We start from the raw sequence: 21,362 nt of genomic DNA, 5'->3' as shown, positions 1-21,362 counted from the left end.
ATACGAGTATACGGCGGTCTTTTAACAATATAAGGAGGATTTGATATGGAGCATGGAATCAAACGCTTAAACCGGGAATTAATACGTCGCGGAGCAATTTTAAATATTTATAAAGACACGATGCGACTTCCAAATGGTGAGATCGAAGAGTGGGACTATATAGAACATCGGATGGGTGCGGCGGCGGTCGTAGCAGTGCCGGAACCGGGAAAGGTTCTGATGGTGCACCAGTATCGTCCGGCATTAGAAAGAATGACATTAGAGATCCCGGCGGGTTCAAGAGACAGTGTGACGGAAGATACAAAAGTCTGTGCTGCAAGAGAGTTAGAAGAGGAGACAGGCTATCGTGCAGGAAAGCTGACGAAGCTGCTATCTTTAAAGACAACGGTTGCCTTTTGTAACGAATTCATAGATGTCTATTTAGCAGAAGAACTGACGAAAACACAGCAGCATTTAGATGCAGGCGAGGAAATCGAGATCGAAGTCTTTTCCATTGAGGAACTGACAAAACGGATCTATGCAGGAGAGATCCAGGACAGTAAGACCGTTGCCGGACTGCTGGCATATCAAAATCTGTATACAAAAAAATAGTGAACGCATATTTTGGACTGGTATCCCATAGATTGTTTTAAGAACAGTCAGGGGGAAGTGCCATGAAAAAAAAGAGAAGAACTTATATTGAACCGAAAAAGCAAAAAGGGAAACAGGGAAGAATTTTAGCAGTCTGTCATTTGGACATGATATTCTTTGTTTCTTTTTTTGTGGGGATCCTTTGGGCAAATTTTATAGGGGACAGCTCTAAGAATCGTTTTTTTATGCTAAATGAATATTATTTACAGCAGCTAAAATATGCAAAGTTAGATTACAACCGGCTCTTTCTCTATATCTTAGAAAACCGATTGCCACTGTTTGGGGTACTTTTGCTACTGAGCTTTACCGTGGTAGGGATTTTAATACAGATACTTTTTATCCTGTATTTTGGAGTGTCCTTTGGATTTTTGTGCGTAATGGCAATTACGAATTTCGGGTGGAAAGGAATTCTGTATATGGGAGGTTTTTTGTTTCCACACTACATATTTTATATTGCCGGCTATCTGCTATTTTTAAAAATATTTTGGAAAAAGAAAGAGGACATGGCGATGACGCAAAAAGAGCTGGTGATGCAGACCGGAATGATAGTATTGTTGTTTGTGATCGGTCTATTGGTGGAAAGTTATGTAAACCCGATATTTTTAAAGAAAATGTTAAAAATATTTTAAACAGATATTACAAGATATGGTACAGGAGAAACGGTATGATTTCGATATGTGGTAGTTCTATGAAATCCCTGAAAATAAGGGGCAAATTATCCGTTGCTTTTCTTGAAATTGTTCATTATAATAGTAGCTGAACCGTTTTTTAGGCGTTTTTTTGAAAAGAATTACTCAGGATGAGGCAGGATAGATTATGACGAAAGAGATTCAGAATTTCATCACATATATGTGTGAGGTGAAACAGATATCGAAAAATACAGAGCTTTCTTATGAAAGAGATTTGAGAAAAATGAGTGTTTTTCTGCAGGAGCAGGGAGTGGCTTCTGTATCTGATGTTACGTCAACCAATTTAAACGCTTATATCTTATATCTTGAGAAGGAGGGCAGAAAGCCGTCCACCATTTCAAGAAGTATCGCATCGATGAAGGCTTTTTTTGGTTACTTACAAAAAAAGAATTATGTAAATCAAAATCCGGCAGAAGGGTTAAAGGCACCAAAGATTGAGAAAAAAATGCCTGCGATCCTGACAACGGAAGAGACCGTGAAATTATTAGAGCAGCTTTCCGGAAGTTCTCCAAAGGAGCTTCGGGATAAGGCGATGTTAGAGCTTCTCTATGCAACTGGCATCCGTGTTTCAGAGCTGATCGCATTAAAACTGAGTGATATTAATATTTCAATGGAGTATCTGACCTGTCGGGATGCACACAGGGAGCGGATCATTCCATTTGGAGGAATCGCAAGAGAGGCAATTGAGAATTATTTAGACTTAGGAAGACCGAAACTGATTAAGGATGAATCCTGTGACCTTTTATTTACCAATTGTTCCGGTGGGGAAATGAGCCGACAGGGATTTTGGAAGATTATCAAATGCTGTGGAAAAAAAGCAGGGATCACTTCGGAGATCACACCACATACACTGCGTCATTCCTTTGCGGCACATTTAGTCAGCAATGGAGCAGATTTAAAATCTGTACAGGAGATGTTAGGCCATTCGGATATTTCCACTACGCAGATTTATGCACAGGTCAATCAGAACCGGATCCGTGAAGTATATGCGAAAACGCATCCGCGTGGTTAGAATAGTAAAAGAGGCGGGTTTCTCATAGTTGGGAAACCCGCCTCTTTTGATCCGCTCGAATATTGGATGTCCTATATCTGGTTCATTTCTGCAAGGTCATAGATCAGACGTTCCGTGGTTGCCCAGCCGATACATGGGTCGGTAATGGATTTTCCATAGACATGCTCGTTGACTTTCTGGCATCCGTCCTCTATATAGCTTTCGATCATCAGACCTTTTACCATTTTTTTAATGTCAGAAGAATACTGACGGTTGTTCATAACTTCTTTGGCGATACGAACCTGTTCATTATATTTTTTTCCGGAATTGGAATGGTTGGTATCAATGATAGCGGCAGGATTGACCACATCCATTTTGTCATATTTTTCGATCAGGCGCATGATGTCCTCGTAGTGGTAATTCTGTGTGGAATTGCCATGTTTGCTGACTGCACCTCTTAAAATGACGTGTGCCCATGGATTTCCGGTTGTTTCTACTTCGTGGCCTGCAAAGGAAAAATGATGTGGATGCTGTGCAGCGTAAACGGAGTTCAGCATAACTGCAAGGTCACCACTGGTCGGGTTTTTCATGCCGGAAGCAACATCAAAACCGCTGACCGTAAGACGGTGGTGCTGATCCTCTACGGAGCGGGCACCGATGGCAACATAGGAGAGTAAGTCCTCTACATAACCCCAGTTTTCCGGGTAGAGCATTTCGTCAGCAGCACTCAGTCCGCTTTCTTCCATGGCACGAAGGAACATTTTTCTCGATGAAATAATACCTTCTATCATATCCGGTGCTTTTTCCGGGTCCGGCTGGGATGCAATCCCTTTATAACCCTCACCGGTAGTACGCGGCTTGTTAGTATAAATACGCGGAACGATTAAAATACGGTCTTTGACTTTTTCCTGAACCGGTGCAAGACGGCTGACATAGTCTACGACAGGGTCTTCGTGGTCTGCGGAGCAGGGACCGATGATCAACAAAAGTCGGTCATCTTTTCCGCTGATAATATCTTTGATCTGGTTATCACGATCGGCTTTGATGGCAGCAAGTTTTGCTGAAAGCGGATACTGTTGTTTGATCTCTTCCGGTGTCGGAAGTGCTCTTAAATAAGTGAAACTCATAATGTATCTCCTTTGATTCTAAGAATTAAAATATTTTTTTTTAATGATCTCTACCGGCATATCGGCGCCTGTCCAGCAATGAAAGGAAGCTGCACCCTGATAGAGCAGCATATAGAGCCCGTTACAGGTTGGACATCCGATAGATTCTGCCTCCTGAAGAAGCTTTGTTTTTCTTGGGTTATAAATAATATCGGAAACGACCAGCTCAGGATATAACAGGGATCTGTCAACCGGACTGTTAGAAATATCAGGTGCCATGCCGACGTTTGTTGCGTTTGTTAAGATCGCACTGTCTGATAGTGCCTGTTTTAACTGATATGTATCTGCTATGTCATACAAAAATACCTGACAGTCGGTAGTGCGGGTGACTTTATCGGCAAAATCCTGTGCTGTTTTCCAGGAAGCATTTTTGCGCTTAAACATATAGATGTTTTTTACACCATCTAAGGCTGCCTGTGTGCAGATTGCAGTAGCCGCACCTCCGGCACCTAAAAGTGTCATATTTTTTCCAAGAATATCATAACCTGCGTCCTTAACCGAGTGCATGTAGCCGATTCCATCCGTTGTATGGCCGATCAGTCTGCCGCTTTCATAGGTTACGGTGTTGACTGCCTGCGCCAGCTTTGCAGCGGGGGTCAGCTCGTCCATAAAGGGAAGGATTGCAGTCTTGTGCGGCATGGTCAGGTTATAGCCGCGGACATTCAGCAGTTTTAAAGCATGAACAGCATCCGGTAGATTCTGTGGACTGATGTCAAATGCCGTATAGACATAATCAAGACCGAGAAGTCGAAATGCTTCATTATGCATCTGTGGTGAAATACTATGTGCTACGGGACTTCCCAAAAGACAGGTCAGACGGGTAGTTCCGGTAATCTCGTATCTCATAAATATACCTCCTTAGCGGAATGATATACCGCTCATGCCTATCTTAAAATAATTTGTAAAGGATGTCAATTACTTGCGGGATTTGGTGGGGTGGGATATAATGAGCAGAAGTGAGGGGAGAGTTTGTTTTTTGTTGGGGATCATCTGACAGCGATCACGCTTGTACAAGTGTCCGGAATTAAGAAGTACCAGACATTCTGTGAGAGGTGTCGGGGACGAACGAAACCGGGGCAGATTCGCCATCCTGGCAGGAACTTCTAAATCCCGGACATAGTTACAAGCATGATTGCTGTCAGATGAACGACGAACGAAAAACCTAATATCCACGGTGGCAGCAGGAATAAACTCTTAGCAAAACAGATCACGCAATAAATATTTATGCATTATTTATATGCTTCATACACATATATACTATATACAACATACAGAGGTATGAATATGTGAAGCACTGTAGGATAGTTACGTCACATAAAATCACATAAAAATAGCAGGAATGGGAAACAAAGTAGATGCAGCCGGCACAGATCAGATAGGGAAGGTTTCTTTTTGTGCAATGGAGATGAAACTCAGAAATCGTGAAGCTCATTAGCGCACACGATTTCCGGTTTCAGAGGTTCATCGGAATGCTCTGCACAAGGAAAGCTGGAATATCTGATCTGTGCCGGCTGCCCCATAGCGTATAACCATAACATATAACCATAACGAATAACTGAATATAACTAAAAATCAATAGGAAAATAGGAAGAGGAAACATCATGGCAGGAATCATTGAAAAAAAAGGAAAGATCCTCGGAACCGGCACCCCGCTCATCTGTGTTCCGGTAACAGAGGAGACAAAAGAAAAAATCGTGGAAGAGATCCGCATATTAACAGAACAAAAGGTAGATATGATCGAGTGGAGGATGGACTGGTTTTCAGAGGTAACGGATAAAAAGGCAGTGAAGAGTGTTCTCGAAGAAATCCGCCCTTATGTGGAAAATACGCTGTTCTTACTGACTTTCCGTTCTAAGATGCAGGGTGGGCAGCTACAGATGAAACCGGCAGAGGTCTTAGAACTGAACGAAGCGGCTGCAAAGACTGGAGTTGCAGATTTTGTAGATATTGAATATTTTGAATATGAAAAACCGAAAAAAGCCATCCAAAGAATGAAGGACTGTGGTGTGACGGTCATCTGCTCCCATCATGATTTTGAAAAGACACCGGAGAGAGGTGTATTGCAGATGATCTTAGAAAAAATGTACCATGGCGGTGCCGATATCGTGAAACTTGCAGTGATGCCGCAAAACCGGCTGGATGTTTTAAATCTGTTAAGTGCCACGGAGAGTTTTGTGGAAGAGCATCACGATACACCGGCGATCACGATGTCCATGGGAAAAGATGGAGTGATCAGCAGACTTTGCGGTGAGGTGTTTGGCTCCTGTGTGACCTTCGGTTCACATGAGAAAGCGTCCGCACCGGGACAGATGCAGATGGATGATCTAAAAACCGTATTAGAAAAAATACATAAGAGTATCAGTTAGAAGAGGAAGAAAGATGAAAAAAAAGAGAAATATTTATTTGATCGGCTTTATGGGCGTTGGAAAGACAACCGTCTCAAAATATTTGAGGGAACTGACCGGATGGGAGGAAGTCGATACCGATAAGGTCATTGTCCGGAAAAAAAATATGGGGATTCCGGAAATTTTTGAAAAATATGGGGAAAACTATTTTAGAAATTTAGAAAGTCATATATTAGAGGACTATGCAAAAAAGGGGCAGCGGATCGTATCCTGTGGCGGTGGAATTATTTTACGGGAAAACAACCGGAAGCTGATGAAAAAAAGCGGCACCGTGATTTTGTTGAGTGCGACCCCGCAGACCATTTATGAAAACGTAAAAGACGGAAAAGATCGTCCGCTTTTAAATGGAAACATGAATCCTGACTATATTGGAAAGATGATGCAGGAAAGACAGCCGTATTATGAAAAAGCAAAAGATATCGAAATTGTTACGGATGAAAAAGCACCAAAGGATGTCGCATTCGAGATCATAGAGCGGCTGCAGATATCAATGGCAGGAAAAGAGGAAGAGGCATGATACAGGATATTGGAGTGGAGCAGTTAAAAAATGAATATCATCCAAAGCCTCCGAAAGACGAGAGCAGGATCATGATATTTGACTCCGGAAAACTGCTTTGTAGGATCAACGAAGAGATGCAGATTGCATATCCTAAATACGGTGAGTGGAGAAAAAATAAGGCAGATGAGGGAACACTCATCTACCTTTTTTCCATTGGAGAGGACACTTATTATCTGTTGTATTCGCCGCAAAAGACAGAAGTCGAGGGGTATGTCTATGAAAAGATGTTCCGTTTACGTCGAACATTTCCTGAGCGTGAGCGATTTGCAGGAGTCAGTGCCTATCATTTGTATACCTGGTATGAAAACAATCATTTTTGCGGAAAATGCGGAACAGAACTCTTAAGAAATGAAAACGAAAGAAAACTGCAATGTCCGGCATGTGGGAATGAAGTGTTTCCAAGGATCAATCCGGCAGTCATTGTGGCAGTCAGCCACGGCGATGAACTGATCCTGACAAAATATGCAGGCAGGGAATATAAAAAATATGCATTAATTGCCGGTTTTGCAGAATTTGGTGAAACGATAGAGCAGACGGTACAAAGAGAAGTCATGGAAGAAGTCGGGATACGGGTAAAGAATCTGCGGTATTATAAGAGCCAGCCATGGGGATTTTCCGGGAGTCTGCTGTTTGGCTTTTTTGCAGAGGCAGAAGGAGACCTTACGATCTACAGGCAGGAAGACGAATTAGCGGAGGCAATGTGGGTGCCGGCAGAAGAGATCGTCTTAGATATAGAGGAGATCAGCCTGACAAGAGAAATGATGCAGGTGTTTCAAAAAGAGCATTGTAAAAAAGAGTGAAGAAATTGTGAGCGAATCTTGACATTGGAATAGAACATGCTAAAATGATAGTTCACATGGTTAATTAATAACTAGGTTAAATAATAGAGGTGATACACATGGAAGAGTATATAGCGGACCTTCAGGAACAATTGATCACGGCACAGCATAGATTTATGAAGATGCACCGGGATCTTTGCTTTACAGGTCTTCGCAAAAGTGAGTTTGTCATGCTGGAGATCATTGAAAGAGAGAACGGAAACCGTGAGCAGGGTGTGCTGGCATCCGATATTGCCAAGCGCCTGAGGATCACGGCTCCGGCAGTCTCAAAAATGTTAAGAAGCATGGAAGAAAAGGGGTATGTAGAACGAAGAGTGGATGAAAAAGACAGACGGAATACACGGGTGAGCATTACGCCTGACGGAAAAGAAGCAGAACAGCAGGTACGCAGGCAGATGCAGGAATTTATCACAGGAGTTATAGAACGTCTGGGGGAGGAGCGTACCAAAGAGCTGATTCATTTAATGAACCGATACACGGAGATCATGCAGGAAGAGAATCAGAACAGAAAAAGAAAAAAGCAGGAGGAAAAACATGAAGCAAATCTTTAAATACTTAGCAGAGCACAAAGGAGCAGTGGTCATGATCATACTGCTTTTAGTTGTTCAGGCATATTGTGATCTGTCTCTTCCTTCCTACACATCGGATATTGTCGATGTCGGAATCGAACAGGGAGGAATTGAGCATGAAGCAATGGAGGAGATGCGAAAGGAGAGTTTCGACACACTTTGCTTCTTTGTAGAGGATAAGGATGAAAAAACACTCCGCGATGCATATAAGCTCGATGAGAATACTGAGCGATATGTCAGAAAGAGCGATAAAAAAGAAGATATTGAAAAACTCGACGATATCTTAGCAAAACCTATGGCAATGGTCAATGGCATGAAAAGCAGCAAAGAGATGGATTTTGACCAGTTTTTGCAGGGCGTGAAGGCAGGAGCCATTACCAAGGATATGATCCTGCAGCAGGAGGAAGAAACCTGGGAAAAATACGATACGATGAGTGATTCCATTGTTTCGCAGATGGCAATCCTATATGTACAGGACGAATACAAAGCCATGGATTATGATACTAATCAGATACAGACACATTATCTGTGGGTAACCGGGGCAAAGATGTTAGGACTGTCCATTTTAATGGTAGCGGCAGCAATCTGTGCAGGATATTTTTCCTCTAAGACCGGAGCAAAGATCGGTATGGATTTACGAACCAGGATCTTTGGACAAGTGCTGAGCTTTTCGAACCGTGAGATGGATCAATTTTCCACGGCATCCCTGATCACAAGAAGTACGAATGATATCCAGCAGATACAGATGGTTTCTACGATATTGCTAAGAATGGTACTGTATGCACCGATCATTGGTATCGGAGGAATCTTAAAAGTAGTCAATACAAAGACCGGAATGGGTTGGATTATTGTGGTTGCAGTCGTTGCTATTTTTGTTCTGGTAGGAATTTTAGTCGTAGTGGCAATGCCGAAGTTCAAACAGATGCAGACCCTTGTGGACCGCATGAATCTGGTTTCAAGAGAGATATTGACCGGTATTCCGGTTATTCGTGCATTCAGTCGTGAAAAATTTGAGGAAAAACGGTTTGAGAAAGCAAATCGTGATCTGATGCAGACACAGTTGTTTACGAACCGTGTTATGACCTTTATGATGCCGACGATGATGCTGATCATGAATGCCATTACGGTAGCGATTGTGTGGTTTGGGGCAAAAGGAGTAGACCTTGGAAACCTTCAGGTTGGTGACATGATCGCATTTATTACCTATACGATGCAGATCGTCATGGCATTTTTAATGTTGACGATGGTATCCATTATGCTGCCAAGAGCAGGTGTGGCAGCAACCCGTATAGAAGAAGTATTAGATACGGAACCAAGCATCCGTGATGCAGAGCAGACAAAGGGTGATGAAGAAGACTTTAGTGGTGTATTAGAGTTTCACGATGTAGGGTTTGCCTATGATGGTGCAAAAGAAGAGGCACTGAGTGATATTTCCTTTACGGCAAGACCGGGGGAAACAACAGCCATTATCGGAAGTACCGGATGTGGAAAGACCACGTTATTAAATCTGATCCCGCGTTTTTATGATGTGACCTCCGGAAGCATTACCATAGATGGAATTGATGTCCGGGAAATGTCACAGGAGAAATTAAGAAGTCTGATCGGATATGTGCCGCAAAAAGGAGTGCTTTTTTCCGGAACGATCGCATCTAACCTGAAATTCGCAGGAGATCAGGTCAGTGATGAGATGATGAAAGAGGCGGCAGACATTGCACAGGCAGTAGATTTTATTGAAGAAAAAGAAGAAAAATACAACAGTCCGATCGCACAGGGCGGAACGAATGTCTCCGGTGGACAGAAGCAGAGACTGTCCATTGCAAGAGCGATTGCAAAGAATCCGAAAATCTTCTTATTTGATGACAGTTTTTCCGCATTGGATTATAAGACCGATGTGGCACTTAGAAAGAAGCTGAATGAAAGAGTAAAAGATGCAACCGTTTTGATCGTGGCACAAAGGATCAGTACGATCTTACATGCAGATAAGATCATTGTATTAGAAGAAGGCAGAATTGCCGGTATCGGAACACATGAGGAGCTGTTAGCAGGATGCGAGACCTATCAGGAGATTGCAAGCTCCCAGCTTTCTGAAGCAGAACTGAAAGGAGGTGTCCGTTAATGGCAGAGCAGAATACAAGAAGACATGGACCAAGAGGACCGCATGGTGGAATGGCACCGGGTGAAAAAGCAAAAGATTTTAAGGGAACGATGAAAAAGCTGATGACTTATATCGGAAAGTATAAGTTTGCTGTAGCAACGGTCATTGTATTTGCAATCGGCAGTACGATCTTTAGTATCATTGGACCGAAAATCTTAAGTAAGGCGACAACAGAACTGTTTAACGGCTTAGTAGCAAAGATCAAAGGCACCGGTGGTATTGATTTTGACAAGATCGGAAAAATTCTGTTGATCCTGCTGACGATGTATTTAGTCAGTGCAGTCTTTTCCTTTATCCAGGGATGGATCATGACAGGAGTGACACAAAAGCTCTGTTTCCGTTTCCGAAAAGAGATATCGGAAAAGATCGACCGGATGCCGATGAAGTATTTTGAATCACGGACAGTAGGAGAAGTGTTATCGCGTATTACCAATGATGTCGATACGTTAGGACAGAGTCTGAACCAGAGTGTGACGATATTGATCACATCCGTGACGACTATTATCGGAGTGTTGATCATGATGCTTACGATCAGTCCGTTGATGACATTGATCGCATTTGTGATCCTCCCTATCTCCGCACTTTTGATCAGTCTGGTCATCAAACATTCGCAGAAGTATTTCTTTACACAGCAGGAATACCTTGGAAAGATCAACGGACAGGTCGAAGAAGTGTTCAGCGGACAGAATGTTATCAAAGTGTTTAACCGTGAAGAGGTAGTGAAAAAGACCTTTGAGGAAGATAATGACGTGCTCTATCAGTCAGCCTGGAAATCACAGTTTTTCTCAGGTATGATGCAGCCGATCATGATGTTTGTCGGAAATCTCGGTTATGTTGCAGTAGCGATCAGCGGAAGTATGTTAGCGATCAAAGGAACGATCGAGGTCGGAGATATTCAGGCATTTATCCAGTATGTCAGAAGTTTTACCCAGCCGATCACACAGGTGGCACAGGTATCGAATATGCTTCAGTCCATGGCAGCGGCAACAGAGCGTGTATTTGAATTCTTAGAAGAGAAAGAGGAAGACCAGTTTGCCGAGAATCCGGTGCATGATGAGAATCTTCAGGGAAGTGTAACGTTTGAGCATGTAAAATTCGGTTACGATGAAGATAAGATCATCATCCATGATTTTAACAGTCAGATCTCTCCGGGACAGACGGTAGCGATCGTAGGGCCGACCGGTGCAGGTAAGACGACGATGGTCAAACTGTTGATGCGTTTTTATGATGTCAACGAAGGTGCGATCAAAGTTGATGGCTATGATATCAGGGATTTCAACCGCAGTGAGCTTCGCGAGAACTTTGGAATGGTCTTACAGGACACCTGGCTGTTCAAAGGAACGATCATGGAAAATATCCGTTACGGAAGACTGGATGCAACCGATGAAGAGGTCATCGAGGCAGCGAAAGCAGCACATGCCCACCACTTTATCTCCACACTGCCGGGCGGCTATCAGATGGAATTGAACGAGGAAGCAAGCAATGTTTCACAGGGACAGAAGCAGCTTTTGACGATCGCGAGAGCCATTTTAGCAGATAACAGGATACTGATCCTTGATGAAGCAACAAGTTCCGTCGATACGAGAACTGAGGCAAGAATACAGAAAGCAATGAACAATCTGATGAAAGGAAGAACCAGCTTTGTCATTGCGCACAGACTTTCTACGATCAAAGATGCAGATTTAATTTTAGTCATGAAAGACGGAGATATTATTGAGCAGGGAACCCATAAAGAACTCCTAGAACAACAGGGATTCTATGCGGATTTATACAATTCCCAGTTTGAGGAAGCGTTAGCCTAGAAGTATAAAAAAAGTGTGAAAAAATTGTTTTTCACACTTTTTTCTTTGATTTTTTCCTATGAGTATGATATGATAAGTTCTGCTATGTAAAGTTTGCATCTATAGTCTAATGGATAGAACGCTGGACTCCGATTCCAGTAATGTGGGTTCGATTCCCGCTAGATGCATTTTTTACTCTATAGGAGATCGTTTGTTTTCGCAATGTCCTACAGAGTAAAGAATAACTGAGGACAAGCAGCAGTATAGGAGGTTTTTATGAGTACTGAGGATGGAAGTAACAAAAATAACATAGATGGGAATGGCACAGATAAAAATAGCATAGATAAAGAAAAAACACAGGAATTTTTGCATAAAAACGGACGATATCTGATCATGGCAGGCATGTTAGTCGTGATCTTGATCGGTATCGTTATGTTAGTCAATAACAAAGGTACATCATCTGCTGATCCGAAAGCCAGAGCAGAAAAAGTGCTGAAAGAGGATTATCAGGTAGATGAAAATGAAGCCGTTACCAAACTGATGAAGAATTATTACAAATACTACGCAGAAGGTAATGTAGATAAGATGAAAGAGATTGCAACTCCAATCTCGAAATTAGAGCAGAGTTATATCAAGATGTTCAGCGAACGCGTAGAGAAATATAAGAACATCAAGTGCTATACAAAAGAGGGATTAGATAAAGATTCCTATATCGTATCCGTAACAATGGATATGAAGTTCCCGAAGATCAAGACAACGATCCCGTCTTTGGAGACTTTTTATGTAAGAACGGATGACAAGGGAAATCTGTATATTGACAATCTCTACAGTACATTCAATTATATCGCAACGAATGAAAAAGACGTTGATTCGAGCGTTTCAGAATTTATTGACAAGTATGAAGAGCAGGATGACTTTGTAAAGTTAGCAAACGATATCGAGAAAAAAAGCAGCAAAGCGATCAAATCGGATAAAGACTTAGAAAAATACGTTAATAAGCTGAATGATAAGGTAATTCCAAAGTGGCTGAACAATTATAAGAAGGCACAGGAGGAAGAACAGAAGAAGAAAGAAGAAGAGCAAAAGAAGAAGGACGAAGAAAAGAAGAAACAGGAAGAAGAACAAAAGAAGAAAGACGAAGAGAAGAAGAAAAAAGAGGAAGAACAAAAGAAGAAGGACGATAAGAAAGACAGCAAAAAGAAATCCGAAGAAAAGAAAAAATCTGAGGATAAAAAAGACAGTAAAAAGAAATCTGACAAGAAAGACGATCAGAAAAAAGAGGATAACAAGCAGGAAGAGCAACAACAGGCAGAGCAGCCGGCAGCCGAGACTGTATATGTAACCACAAAGGTCAATATCCGTGATGCTGCAAGTACCGATGGAAATGTCGTAGAGATGTTAGAGTTCGGAACAGAGTTGAAGCGGACCGGAACAGAAGGCGACTGGAGTGCCGTAGAGCATAATGGTGTAACCGGTTATGTCAAGAGCGAGTATCTGTCTACAGAAGTTCCACAGCAGGATACATCAGCACCTTCCCTGTCAGAGGGTTCTACCGTTACCTTAAATGGCACGATTAATATCCGTGAGTCCATGAGCGAGACTTCCACGAAGGTAGCAGTAGGATATGCCGGTGACAAGGTTACGGTTGTTATGAGTTATGCGGAAGGATGGACGAAGGTAAATTATAAAGATACCATCGGTTACATAAAGACAGAATTATTACAGTAGGAAGAAATGCGGAGGCTTAGGTCTCCGCATTTTTGAAAGGATAGGAATGGAAACGGAATTTATCAGGATCAATAAGTTTTTAAGTGAAGCAGGAGTGTGTTCAAGAAGAGGAGCAGACCGTCTTGTGGAAGAAGGAAGAGTGACTATTGACGGAAAGGTAGCAGTACTTGGTGATCAGATCCTTCCGGGACAGAAGGTTCTTGTGGACGGCAGGGAAATACAGAGAGAGGATGAGAAGATTTTACTGGCTTTTCATAAACCAAAAGGAATTGTATGTACGGCAGAGAAGAGAGAAAAGAACAATATTATTGATTATCTTCATTACCCGAAACGTATCTATCCGGTAGGAAGATTAGACAAAGATTCCGAGGGATTGATCCTTCTTACCAATGATGGAGAGCTTGGAAACGAGATTCTAAGAGCAAGAAATTTTCATGAGAAAGAATATATCGTAACGGTAAACCGCCCGGTTACGGATGAGTTTTTACGCGGAATGGCAGGAGGTGTACCAATCCTCGATACGATCACGAGAAAGTGTAAGGTAGAAAAGTTAGATAAGCGGAAATTCCGTATTGTGCTGACGCAGGGACTGAACCGGCAGATCCGCAGAATGTGTGAATATTTTGGCTATCGGGTGGTCAAACTGGTCCGTGTCAGGATCATGAATATTAAATTAGGAGATCTTCCAGTGGGAAAATACCGTGATCTTACACATCAGGAATGGGAAGGATTATTGGCACTGCTATCAGAGAGTGGGAAAGAGGAATAGAATGGAAATTCAGGAAAAAATAGAAGCGTTACGCAAGGAAATTGAGTATCATATCGAACGCTATTATAATCAGGATGATCCGGAGATTACCGATTACGAATACGATCAGAAAATGAACGAGTTAAAACGTTTAGAAAGAGAACACCCGGAATATGTCACACCGGATTCCCCGACACAAAAGGTCGGAGGAAGTGCAAAACGTGAGGCGGGTGTCTTAGTAGAGCATAACGTACCGATGTTGAGCCTTCAGGATGTTTTTGACAGGGGAGAGGTAGAGAATTTTGTTGCAGAAATGAAAAAGCAGTTAGATGATCCTGAATTTGTGGTTGAATACAAGATAGACGGACTGTCTCTTTCTTTGCGTTACGAATACGGCGAGTTGAAGTTAGCAGAGACCAGAGGAGATGGCATCCAATATGGGGAAGATGTCACGGCAAATGCAAAAGTGATCCGTGATGTCAAAAAGAAATTAAAAGATAAACCGGAATATCTCGAAATCCGTGGCGAAGTCTATATGACAGAGGCTGATTTTGAGAAGGTCAACGAAAAACAGGAACTGCTCGGCAAAAAGCTGTTTGCAAATCCAAGAAACTGTGCAGCAGGCACACTGCGTCAGTTAGATACCGCAGTGACAAAGGAACGCGGACTGTCCATGTTTATTTTTAATATTCAGGATGCAAGAGGAATCTCATTTGAAACGCATACAGAAGGCTATGAATATTTAAAAAAACAGGGCATTCGGGTCATTGAAGAATATACGGTCTGCAAGACAGCAGATGAAGTCTGGGCAGCGATCGAAAAAATCGGCGAGAATCGCGGAAAACTGCCATATGATATTGATGGCGCGGTGGTAAAGATCAACCGTTTTTCCGACCGGGAAAAATTAGGGGCAACTTCTAAAGTTCCGCGGTGGGCAGTGGCATATAAATATCCGCCGGAAGAAAAAGAGACAAAACTGTTAGATATTGAGTTGTCGGTTGGCAGAACCGGAAGGATCACGCCGACAGCCGTTTTTGAACCGGTGCGGTTGTGTGGCACGAGCGTATCAAGAGCAACCCTGCATAATCAGGATTTTATTGATGAATTAGACATCGGGATCGGTGATACGATCGTGGTATATAAATCCGGTGAGATCATTCCGAAGGTGCGAAGAGTCATTCATGAAAAAAGACCGGAGGGTGTGAAAAAATTTGTAATACCGGATGTCTGTCCGGTCTGTGGTGCAAAGACAGAGCGAGAAAAAGATACGGCAGATATCAAGTGTACCTCACCAAACTGCCCGGCACAGTTAGAACGTCATATGATCAATTTTGTCGGCAGGGATGCTATGGATATCAAAGGATTTGGTGCCACTTACATTATGGAGCTGGTACATCTTGGATATCTCAAAGATATTGCAGATATTTATGATTTAAAAAAGCACCGGGAAGAACTGATTGAACAGGGAATTATCGGAAAAGAAAAGAATACAGATAAGTTGTTAGATGCAATTGAAAAATCCAAGCAAAATGAGGCATTCCAGTTGTTGACCGGATTTGGTATCCCAAATGTCGGTAAGGCAGCGGCAAAGACCATTCTGAAACATTTTGGCAGTATAGAAGCACTGATGCAGGCAGATATGGAGAGTCTGCAACAGGTTGCAGATGTCGGAGAGGTTACGGCACTTTGCATCCGTAATTATTTTCAGGATGAAAATAACTGCAAGATCATAGAACGTCTGAAAGAAGCAGGGGTCAATATGGAAATGGCAGAGTCAGGCAGTGAGGACGGACGTTTTGACGGATTGACCTTTGTCATTACCGGAACACTTCCAACGATGGATCGAAAGGCAGCAGCAGCCCTGATCGAAGCGCATGGCGGCAAGGTATCCGGTTCTGTTTCTAAAAAGACCAATTATCTGCTTGCCGGAGAAAATGCAGGCAGTAAGCTGACTAAAGCAAATGATCTAGGTGTTTCCGTGATATCGGAAGCAGAATTGCAGGAAATGTTAAAATAGATATTGATAAACAGAACACAGACAGAAAAGAGGGAAAAATATGCCGATCAAGACACAGGGAGATTTACCGGCAAAGGAAATATTAGAAAATGAAAATATATTTGTGATGGATGAGAGTCGTGCTATCCATCAGGACATTCGTCCGCTTCAGGTGTGCATTTTAAACCTGATGCCGTTAAAAGAAGATACGGAGTTACAGTTGCTGCGTGCACTATCGAACACACCATTACAGGTGGATATTACGTTTTTAACAGTAAAAAGCCACGAATCGCAGAATGTATCTGCGAATCATCTGAACAAATTTTATACAACCTTTGAATACATCAAAGATCAAAAATTTGATGGCATGATCATTACGGGAGCACCGATCGAGCATCTGGATTATGAAACAGTAGATTACTGGGAGGAACTTTGTCAGATCATGGACTGGACAAAGACAAACGTGACCAGTACGATGCATATCTGCTGGGGTGCTCAGGCAGGACTTTACTATCATTTTGGTATTAACAAGGTGCTGCTTCCGAAAAAATTATTTGGAGTTTACCCATTCCAGGTATTGAACAGAAAAGTGCCGTTAGTCCGTGGCTTTGACGATGTGTTCTATGCACCAAACAGCCGCCATACAGCAATCTTAACCGAAGACATTGAGAACTGCCCGGATCTGAAGGTTCTTGCAAAATCCGAAGAGGCAGGTGTATTTCTGTGCCTTTCAAATGAAGGAAAACAGATATTTGTCATGGGGCATCCGGAATACGACAGGATCACACTGGACAAAGAATACCATAGAGATTTAGAGAAAGGTCTGCCGATTGACCTGCCGTATAATTATTATCCGAATGATGATGCCACAAAGCGTCCGCTGCTGCAGTGGAGAGCAAACAGCAACAATTTGTTCAGTAACTGGCTCAATTATTATGTATATCAGGTCACTCCGTATGAGTTGTAGGGGAAATGCTGAAAACAAGCAGATTTTATGGGATTATTATAAAAATGTATTTTAATGATACCAGTCAACATCATAAACCACACATCCATGCTTTTTATGGAGATTATGAAGCTGTTATTGCCATAGATGGACAACTGCTTGCCGGTTCTATGCCGGTAAAACAGCTAAAGATTATTAACGGATGGCTTGCTATCTATGAAGAACAGGTTTATGAAGCTTGGAATCATGCGGTACGTAATGAACATTTTGAAAGAATTAATCCATTATAGTAGAAGGAGAACACTAGATGTTTGAAATTAACGGAATTGTATATGCAAGTGAATTCAAGAATGAGACCGTTTCAAGTTTTGTGTAAACGTTAAAAACTGATATAAGATTTGTGAATAAGCTGGTATGTCAAGAGCGCCCTAATGCATCAACAGCCATTTCATAGGCTTCCTGCATATTTCCGCCTTGTGTTAGACATTCTGGAAAATCAGGAAAAGTAATCCAAAAACCACCTTCCTCTGCTGTGTGAAATACGGCAGGATAAAATAACTTATCCATATCATCATCCTTTCCTTATCATGCTTGCATTGCACTATGTAAGATCACGTATGTAAATAAAAAAAAGAAAACCGCTATATCACGGTTTCTATTTGCTAAGTTTCTTAAATTTTTGTGTTCATACGTTCTCTGAACGGTGGCATAAAAATTTCAATTAACACCGATACCTGATTAGGTTTTAGTTTTAAATCTGTAACTGCAGAAGGCTTCGGAATGATTTCATGATCTTGTTCCATGCCCCAAATATGAAGTCCGAGAGCTTCTTTTGCATTTTTTAAGGCCTCATCGGTATTGTCTTTATCAGCACACGGATAGCAGCCCGGCAAATCTGGAAATTCGATGGAAATTCCAGCATCTTCATAAGTGAATAGTGCAATATAAGAATATTTGTCTTTGAGCATTGCTATATCCTCCAATTTTTTTAGTCATTTCAGTTAATATCTTTTGCATTAATATATTTGTCATATTTTACGACTCCTTTGTAGTCGAGGGATTCCTTATAACATATATGATAGGGGATTGCATAACAATAATCAATAGAAATTTTCTTTTCTTAAATTTCCCACAATTTTGAACCATTAACATTTCTAATTTAAGGAAATATTGTCTGAATTTGTAGGCGTTTCGATAATATTTGCATTTGGTTTCATATGTGGACAAAGATTCGCTACAAATAAATTTTATTGATGAAATAGTCATATTTCTTCGGTTTTTCCTAAATAAGATGTAACAATTTTTTTGTCCATAAAATCTCATTATAACATATCTTTTCGGTAACCTAATTATTCTCCCCAAAAAGAAATGAAAGTAAAAAATAAAAAATCAAAATAAGAAAAAATAAAAAAATTTCAAATTCTTAGATAAACATTTTTTCGCGTTACTATTTTTACGAAAGGAGGAAACTAAGAAAATTTTCACAGAAAGGAGGGATAAAAATGATATGGTTTAATTTTTACAGTGTGATTCTGATGCTGGGGGTACTTTTCACATTTTGGCTATGTGAAAGAGAGATTGAAAACGATTTTTTACGAGTCGTTACGCTTGGAATTATTGTGATAATGGCGATGATTGCAATTTTTTATTTCTTTTTTTAAGAATGCTCAGGTCAGATGAAAGGTGAGAGAGGGGGCTGCCGCACTTAGTGCGACAGCCCCTCTTTCTTAAAAATATAAACCGATGATGTTATTTCGTTTTCACTGTTGCAGATTTGCTCCAGGAGGAAACCACTTTTGTAGTCTTTCCGTTAACTTTTACATTCTTATAGGTTCGTATGCGTACATAATATTTCTTATTTGCAGCACAGTTTTTGATTTTCGTCTTTGTGATACTGTTTTTCTTAATCGTTACTGTTTTTGCCTTTGAAAAATTCTTTTTCGTTGCATACTGAATCTGGTAACCGCTAGTCTGCTTGGTTTGCTTTTTCCATTTTACGGTAAAAGCCTTTTCCTGTCCGCTCTGTGAAGACAGTTTGGTATTCTTTGGATTAATACTAAAAGTACAGGTTTTAGTACCGCTATATTTGCTGCCTTTCAGTGTGATTTTTACTGTATATTTCCCTACATTTTTTCTGCCTTTTGTATAGGAAACTTTGTAATCCGTTCCGTTTTTCAGAAGTTTACCGTTGCTGTCTTTTACAGTAACCGTCGGTTTTTTCACTTTGCCGTTATAGGTATAAGAAGTCTTAGAAAGTGTAACCTTGGAAACCTTCGGAATTGTGGAAGTTGATAAGGTCTTTCCACAGGTAGTACATTTTGTTACATTGCTTCCTGCTTTTTTAAAAGTAGCTTTTTTTGTAACAGTAGTCTGCTTTGTATGTGTGGACTTGTTTAATGTCACACCACATTCGCAAGTCTGCCAGTGATTGGTTTCATCTGAATGCCAGCCGGTTTTATCCGGGGTATGTCCTGTCAGTTTTGGAAGGACAGTGTCTTTCAGAGAAATTTCTTTTGTAGCTGCTTCATCGCTGAAATATTTGTTGCAGCTATTGCAATACCAATAGTCAATATTACCATCTGCCATGTGTGTGGCTGCTTTCTTGGCTGTTTTCACAAGTTGATGATTAATCTTGTCAAGGGAAGTCACATCCGTTTTATCATTACAACGTTCACAATGATGGGATTTGATTCCTTCTTGCTGGCAGGTAGCCTCTTTGTCAATTGTCCAGGCTTTCTGATATGCATGACCACCAAAATAATCATTACAAATATCGGCAAGTACCTCATCGGTAGTCTTTGGTGTAATATCATTGGTTCCTTGTGTTACAGTGTTTCCGACAGAGGTTAGAAGTGGATTTTTTGTCTGGTCAAAGGAACATCCGGTTGTTGTACCATTTTCATCGCTGGCAACGAAACCGCCGGCAGCACCATACTGATTAGAGCCGGTTACCACACCGGTTGCATGACTGTTCTGAATCATACTGCCTTTATTTGTTCCGACAAAACCACCGGCTTTTGCAATAAAGGTTGTTGCAGTGCCTGTTACATCTCCGTAGGCTGTACATGCGTTAACTGTTGCACCACTCAAATATCCGGCAAAACCACCAAGATTCCAGTTATCTGCCTTGACATTTCCGGAAGCAGTACATTTAGTGATCGCACCTTCATAGACCCAGCCGGCAAAACCGCCGGTTGACCAGCCCGTACTTGTTACACTTCCCTTTGCCGTATTATTCTCAAAGGAAGAGGAAAAGGCGTAACCGGTAAAACCGCCACTGACTGTATTTCCTGTTACAATCGTGTCTGCGGAACAGTTTGAAATCTTACCATAGCTGGCTGCACCAATCAGACCGCCGGCATACATTTTTGAATCCACCTGTCCGGATACATGACAATTCTCTATCGCTGCATATTTGGCAGAACTACCACCAAGCAGGGTAATCGAACCGACTAAGACTCCGGCACCATACTGAAGCGTTCCATCATCGGTTTCGTCTCCCGCATAGATGGTTGCATTTTCAATAGTAAGGTCTTTCAACACAGGTTCATTCGTAGCAACAGATACAGCACCAAATAATCCCGCATCTGTATTATTTCCGCGTTCATCCACATTCAGACCGGTGATAGTTTGATGATTACCGTCAAAATATCCGTTAAAGGAAGAAGCGTTGGATGAATTACCATAGCCGATGGGAACCCATCTGTGAGCACTTAAATCAATGGAAGCTATCAGTTTAAAATATTCATTGGCATGAGTCTTACCAACGACATGACTGTTCACTTCACTTGCCAGTTTTGCAAGTTGTTCTGCTGTAGCAATCTGATAAGGATCCTCTTTCGTTCCGCTACCACCCGCAAAATCAGTAGCAGCATAATCTCCCCATGTTTCTGACGCATTTGCGGCAAATGCCGTTGCCGGCATCATTCCCAAAGTCAAACCGAAAATGAGCAGAAAACTCAAGAACTTTTTCTTTGTCTTCATAGATCTGTAAATCTCCTTTCATATGTTTGTTTCATCCCTCTGTAAGACAGCTATATTTTAACATAGAAAGAAAAAAGAGAAAAGTTTTTGTTATAAATTTACAGAAGAGTAAATTTATTCTGATTTTGTGCTTGACAAATCCGGGAAAATCCAATATGATAATTAAAACGCTATAT

Annotated in this window: 19 protein-coding genes, 1 tRNA gene and 1 pseudogene; 16 read left to right on the top strand and 5 right to left on the bottom strand. The window is 41.4% G+C overall.

Translation table 11 applies throughout. The features are described from left to right. Positions 1-45: 45 nt before the first annotated feature. From WMO43_RS05565 to xerD, 3 genes are all read left to right on the top strand, one after another. Complete coding sequence (locus tag WMO43_RS05565) at positions 46-591, top strand: NUDIX hydrolase (protein ID WP_177962111.1); 546 nt, start codon at positions 46-48, stop codon at positions 589-591. Positions 592-653: 62 nt separating this feature from the next. Next, positions 654-1,259 (top strand): stage II sporulation protein M, encoded by a 606-nt coding sequence (locus tag WMO43_RS05560; RefSeq protein ID WP_353530479.1) that lies wholly within the window; start codon positions 654-656, stop codon positions 1,257-1,259. A gap of 187 nt (positions 1,260-1,446) precedes the next feature. Continuing rightward, the gene (gene xerD, locus WMO43_RS05555; RefSeq protein ID WP_353530477.1) at positions 1,447-2,331 is read left to right on the top strand and encodes a site-specific tyrosine recombinase XerD; all 885 of its coding nucleotides are present in this window, start codon (positions 1,447-1,449) and stop codon (positions 2,329-2,331) included. Positions 2,332-2,402: 71 nt separating this feature from the next. Here xerD and WMO43_RS05550 read toward each other — a convergent pair whose 3' ends face one another. Both WMO43_RS05550 and aroE read right to left on the bottom strand, forming a co-directional pair. Further along, the gene (locus WMO43_RS05550; protein WP_353530475.1) at positions 2,403-3,437 is read right to left on the bottom strand and encodes a 3-deoxy-7-phosphoheptulonate synthase; all 1,035 of its coding nucleotides are present in this window, start codon (positions 3,435-3,437) and stop codon (positions 2,403-2,405) included. 18 nt (positions 3,438-3,455) lie between these two features. Continuing rightward, positions 3,456-4,322, bottom strand: a complete 867-nt coding sequence (gene aroE, locus WMO43_RS05545) for a shikimate dehydrogenase (RefSeq protein WP_177962868.1) — start codon at positions 4,320-4,322, stop codon at positions 3,456-3,458. Between the two features lie 755 nt (positions 4,323-5,077). Here aroE and aroD point away from each other — a divergent pair. The 12 genes from aroD to WMO43_RS05485 all read left to right on the top strand — a co-directional run bounded on the left by aroD (position 5,078) and on the right by WMO43_RS05485 (position 17,492). Beyond that, a complete protein-coding gene (aroD, locus tag WMO43_RS05540) occupies positions 5,078-5,842 on the top strand; it encodes a type I 3-dehydroquinate dehydratase (protein WP_177962866.1) in 765 nt (254 codons plus the stop codon). Between the two features lie 13 nt (positions 5,843-5,855). Then, complete coding sequence (locus tag WMO43_RS05535; protein WP_353530472.1) at positions 5,856-6,398, top strand: shikimate kinase; 543 nt, start codon at positions 5,856-5,858, stop codon at positions 6,396-6,398. Beyond that, the gene (gene nudC / locus WMO43_RS05530; RefSeq protein ID WP_353530470.1) at positions 6,395-7,240 is read left to right on the top strand and encodes an NAD(+) diphosphatase; all 846 of its coding nucleotides are present in this window, start codon (positions 6,395-6,397) and stop codon (positions 7,238-7,240) included. Before WMO43_RS05535 ends, nudC begins: the two co-directional genes overlap by 4 nt. A gap of 98 nt (positions 7,241-7,338) precedes the next feature. Continuing rightward, positions 7,339-7,830, top strand: a complete 492-nt coding sequence (locus WMO43_RS05525; protein WP_353530468.1) for a MarR family winged helix-turn-helix transcriptional regulator — start codon at positions 7,339-7,341, stop codon at positions 7,828-7,830. Then, a complete protein-coding gene (locus WMO43_RS05520; RefSeq protein ID WP_353530466.1) occupies positions 7,814-9,964 on the top strand; it encodes an ABC transporter ATP-binding protein in 2,151 nt (716 codons plus the stop codon). Before WMO43_RS05525 ends, WMO43_RS05520 begins: the two co-directional genes overlap by 17 nt. Then, entirely contained in the window at positions 9,964-11,805 is a 1,842-nt protein-coding gene (locus WMO43_RS05515; protein ID WP_353530464.1) for an ABC transporter ATP-binding protein, read from the top strand. Before WMO43_RS05520 ends, WMO43_RS05515 begins: the two co-directional genes overlap by 1 nt. Positions 11,806-11,900: 95 nt before the next feature. Beyond that, positions 11,901-11,972: transfer RNA gene (locus WMO43_RS05510), tRNA-Arg, on the top strand. 88 nt (positions 11,973-12,060) lie between these two features. After that, positions 12,061-13,512 (top strand): SH3 domain-containing protein, encoded by a 1,452-nt coding sequence (locus tag WMO43_RS05505; protein WP_353530462.1) that lies wholly within the window; start codon positions 12,061-12,063, stop codon positions 13,510-13,512. A gap of 46 nt (positions 13,513-13,558) precedes the next feature. Continuing rightward, complete coding sequence (gene rluF, locus WMO43_RS05500; RefSeq protein ID WP_353530460.1) at positions 13,559-14,281, top strand: 23S rRNA pseudouridine(2604) synthase RluF; 723 nt, start codon at positions 13,559-13,561, stop codon at positions 14,279-14,281. Position 14,282: 1 nt separating this feature from the next. Further along, a complete protein-coding gene (gene ligA, locus WMO43_RS05495; RefSeq protein WP_353530458.1) occupies positions 14,283-16,277 on the top strand; it encodes an NAD-dependent DNA ligase LigA in 1,995 nt (664 codons plus the stop codon). Between the two features lie 40 nt (positions 16,278-16,317). Further along, the gene (gene metA / locus WMO43_RS05490; protein WP_177962205.1) at positions 16,318-17,223 is read left to right on the top strand and encodes a homoserine O-acetyltransferase MetA; all 906 of its coding nucleotides are present in this window, start codon (positions 16,318-16,320) and stop codon (positions 17,221-17,223) included. Positions 17,224-17,228: 5 nt separating this feature from the next. Beyond that, a complete protein-coding gene (locus tag WMO43_RS05485; RefSeq protein ID WP_353530456.1) occupies positions 17,229-17,492 on the top strand; it encodes a DUF4160 domain-containing protein in 264 nt (87 codons plus the stop codon). A 130-nt stretch (positions 17,493-17,622) separates the two neighbouring features. On the opposite strand, the pseudogene WMO43_RS05480 reads toward WMO43_RS05485, so the two are convergent. Both WMO43_RS05480 and WMO43_RS05475 read right to left on the bottom strand, forming a co-directional pair. Continuing rightward, positions 17,623-17,769: pseudogene (locus WMO43_RS05480) on the bottom strand (type II toxin-antitoxin system HicB family antitoxin); the annotation flags it as partial. Between the two features lie 104 nt (positions 17,770-17,873). Then, positions 17,874-18,170 (bottom strand): type II toxin-antitoxin system HicB family antitoxin, encoded by a 297-nt coding sequence (locus WMO43_RS05475; RefSeq protein WP_353530455.1) that lies wholly within the window; start codon positions 18,168-18,170, stop codon positions 17,874-17,876. Positions 18,171-18,704: 534 nt separating this feature from the next. On the opposite strand from WMO43_RS05475, the gene WMO43_RS05470 reads away from it, so the two are divergent. Next, complete coding sequence (locus WMO43_RS05470) at positions 18,705-18,863, top strand: hypothetical protein (protein WP_353530453.1); 159 nt, start codon at positions 18,705-18,707, stop codon at positions 18,861-18,863. A gap of 88 nt (positions 18,864-18,951) precedes the next feature. On the opposite strand, the gene WMO43_RS05465 is transcribed toward WMO43_RS05470, so the two are convergent. Further along, positions 18,952-21,186, bottom strand: a complete 2,235-nt coding sequence (locus WMO43_RS05465) for a GLUG motif-containing protein (RefSeq protein ID WP_353530451.1) — start codon at positions 21,184-21,186, stop codon at positions 18,952-18,954. Between the last annotated feature and the right edge of the window lie 176 nt (positions 21,187-21,362).

Source organism: Maccoyibacter intestinihominis, from assembly GCF_040096355.1.
GTDB classification, from domain to species: Bacteria; Bacillota; Clostridia; order Lachnospirales; family Lachnospiraceae; genus Maccoyibacter; species Maccoyibacter intestinihominis.
This window is presented reverse-complemented; position numbering and strand designations above follow the sequence as displayed.

What these genes read in the sequence shown, in the direction of transcription:
- rluF (WP_353530460.1), top strand. Translation starts at nt 13,559, where the DNA reads ATGGAAACGGAATTTATCAGGATCAATAAGTTTTTAAGTGAAGCAGGA.
- WMO43_RS05535 (WP_353530472.1), top strand. Translation starts at nt 5,856, where the DNA reads ATGAAAAAAAAGAGAAATATTTATTTGATCGGCTTTATGGGCGTTGGA.
- WMO43_RS05505 (WP_353530462.1), top strand. Translation starts at nt 12,061, where the DNA reads ATGAGTACTGAGGATGGAAGTAACAAAAATAACATAGATGGGAATGGC.
- ligA (WP_353530458.1), top strand. Translation starts at nt 14,283, where the DNA reads ATGGAAATTCAGGAAAAAATAGAAGCGTTACGCAAGGAAATTGAGTAT.
- WMO43_RS05485 (WP_353530456.1), top strand. Translation starts at nt 17,229, where the DNA reads ATGCTGAAAACAAGCAGATTTTATGGGATTATTATAAAAATGTATTTT.
- WMO43_RS05560 (WP_353530479.1), top strand. Translation starts at nt 654, where the DNA reads ATGAAAAAAAAGAGAAGAACTTATATTGAACCGAAAAAGCAAAAAGGG.
- WMO43_RS05525 (WP_353530468.1), top strand. Translation starts at nt 7,339, where the DNA reads ATGGAAGAGTATATAGCGGACCTTCAGGAACAATTGATCACGGCACAG.
- WMO43_RS05515 (WP_353530464.1), top strand. Translation starts at nt 9,964, where the DNA reads ATGGCAGAGCAGAATACAAGAAGACATGGACCAAGAGGACCGCATGGT.
- WMO43_RS05470 (WP_353530453.1), top strand. Translation starts at nt 18,705, where the DNA reads ATGATATGGTTTAATTTTTACAGTGTGATTCTGATGCTGGGGGTACTT.
- WMO43_RS05520 (WP_353530466.1), top strand. Translation starts at nt 7,814, where the DNA reads ATGAAGCAAATCTTTAAATACTTAGCAGAGCACAAAGGAGCAGTGGTC.
- nudC (WP_353530470.1), top strand. Translation starts at nt 6,395, where the DNA reads ATGATACAGGATATTGGAGTGGAGCAGTTAAAAAATGAATATCATCCA.
- aroE (WP_177962868.1), bottom strand. Translation starts at nt 4,322, where the DNA reads ATGAGATACGAGATTACCGGAACTACCCGTCTGACCTGTCTTTTGGGA.
- WMO43_RS05565 (WP_177962111.1), top strand. Translation starts at nt 46, where the DNA reads ATGGAGCATGGAATCAAACGCTTAAACCGGGAATTAATACGTCGCGGA.
- xerD (WP_353530477.1), top strand. Translation starts at nt 1,447, where the DNA reads ATGACGAAAGAGATTCAGAATTTCATCACATATATGTGTGAGGTGAAA.
- WMO43_RS05465 (WP_353530451.1), bottom strand. Translation starts at nt 21,186, where the DNA reads ATGAAGACAAAGAAAAAGTTCTTGAGTTTTCTGCTCATTTTCGGTTTG.
- metA (WP_177962205.1), top strand. Translation starts at nt 16,318, where the DNA reads ATGCCGATCAAGACACAGGGAGATTTACCGGCAAAGGAAATATTAGAA.
- WMO43_RS05550 (WP_353530475.1), bottom strand. Translation starts at nt 3,437, where the DNA reads ATGAGTTTCACTTATTTAAGAGCACTTCCGACACCGGAAGAGATCAAA.
- aroD (WP_177962866.1), top strand. Translation starts at nt 5,078, where the DNA reads ATGGCAGGAATCATTGAAAAAAAAGGAAAGATCCTCGGAACCGGCACC.
- WMO43_RS05475 (WP_353530455.1), bottom strand. Translation starts at nt 18,170, where the DNA reads ATGCTCAAAGACAAATATTCTTATATTGCACTATTCACTTATGAAGAT.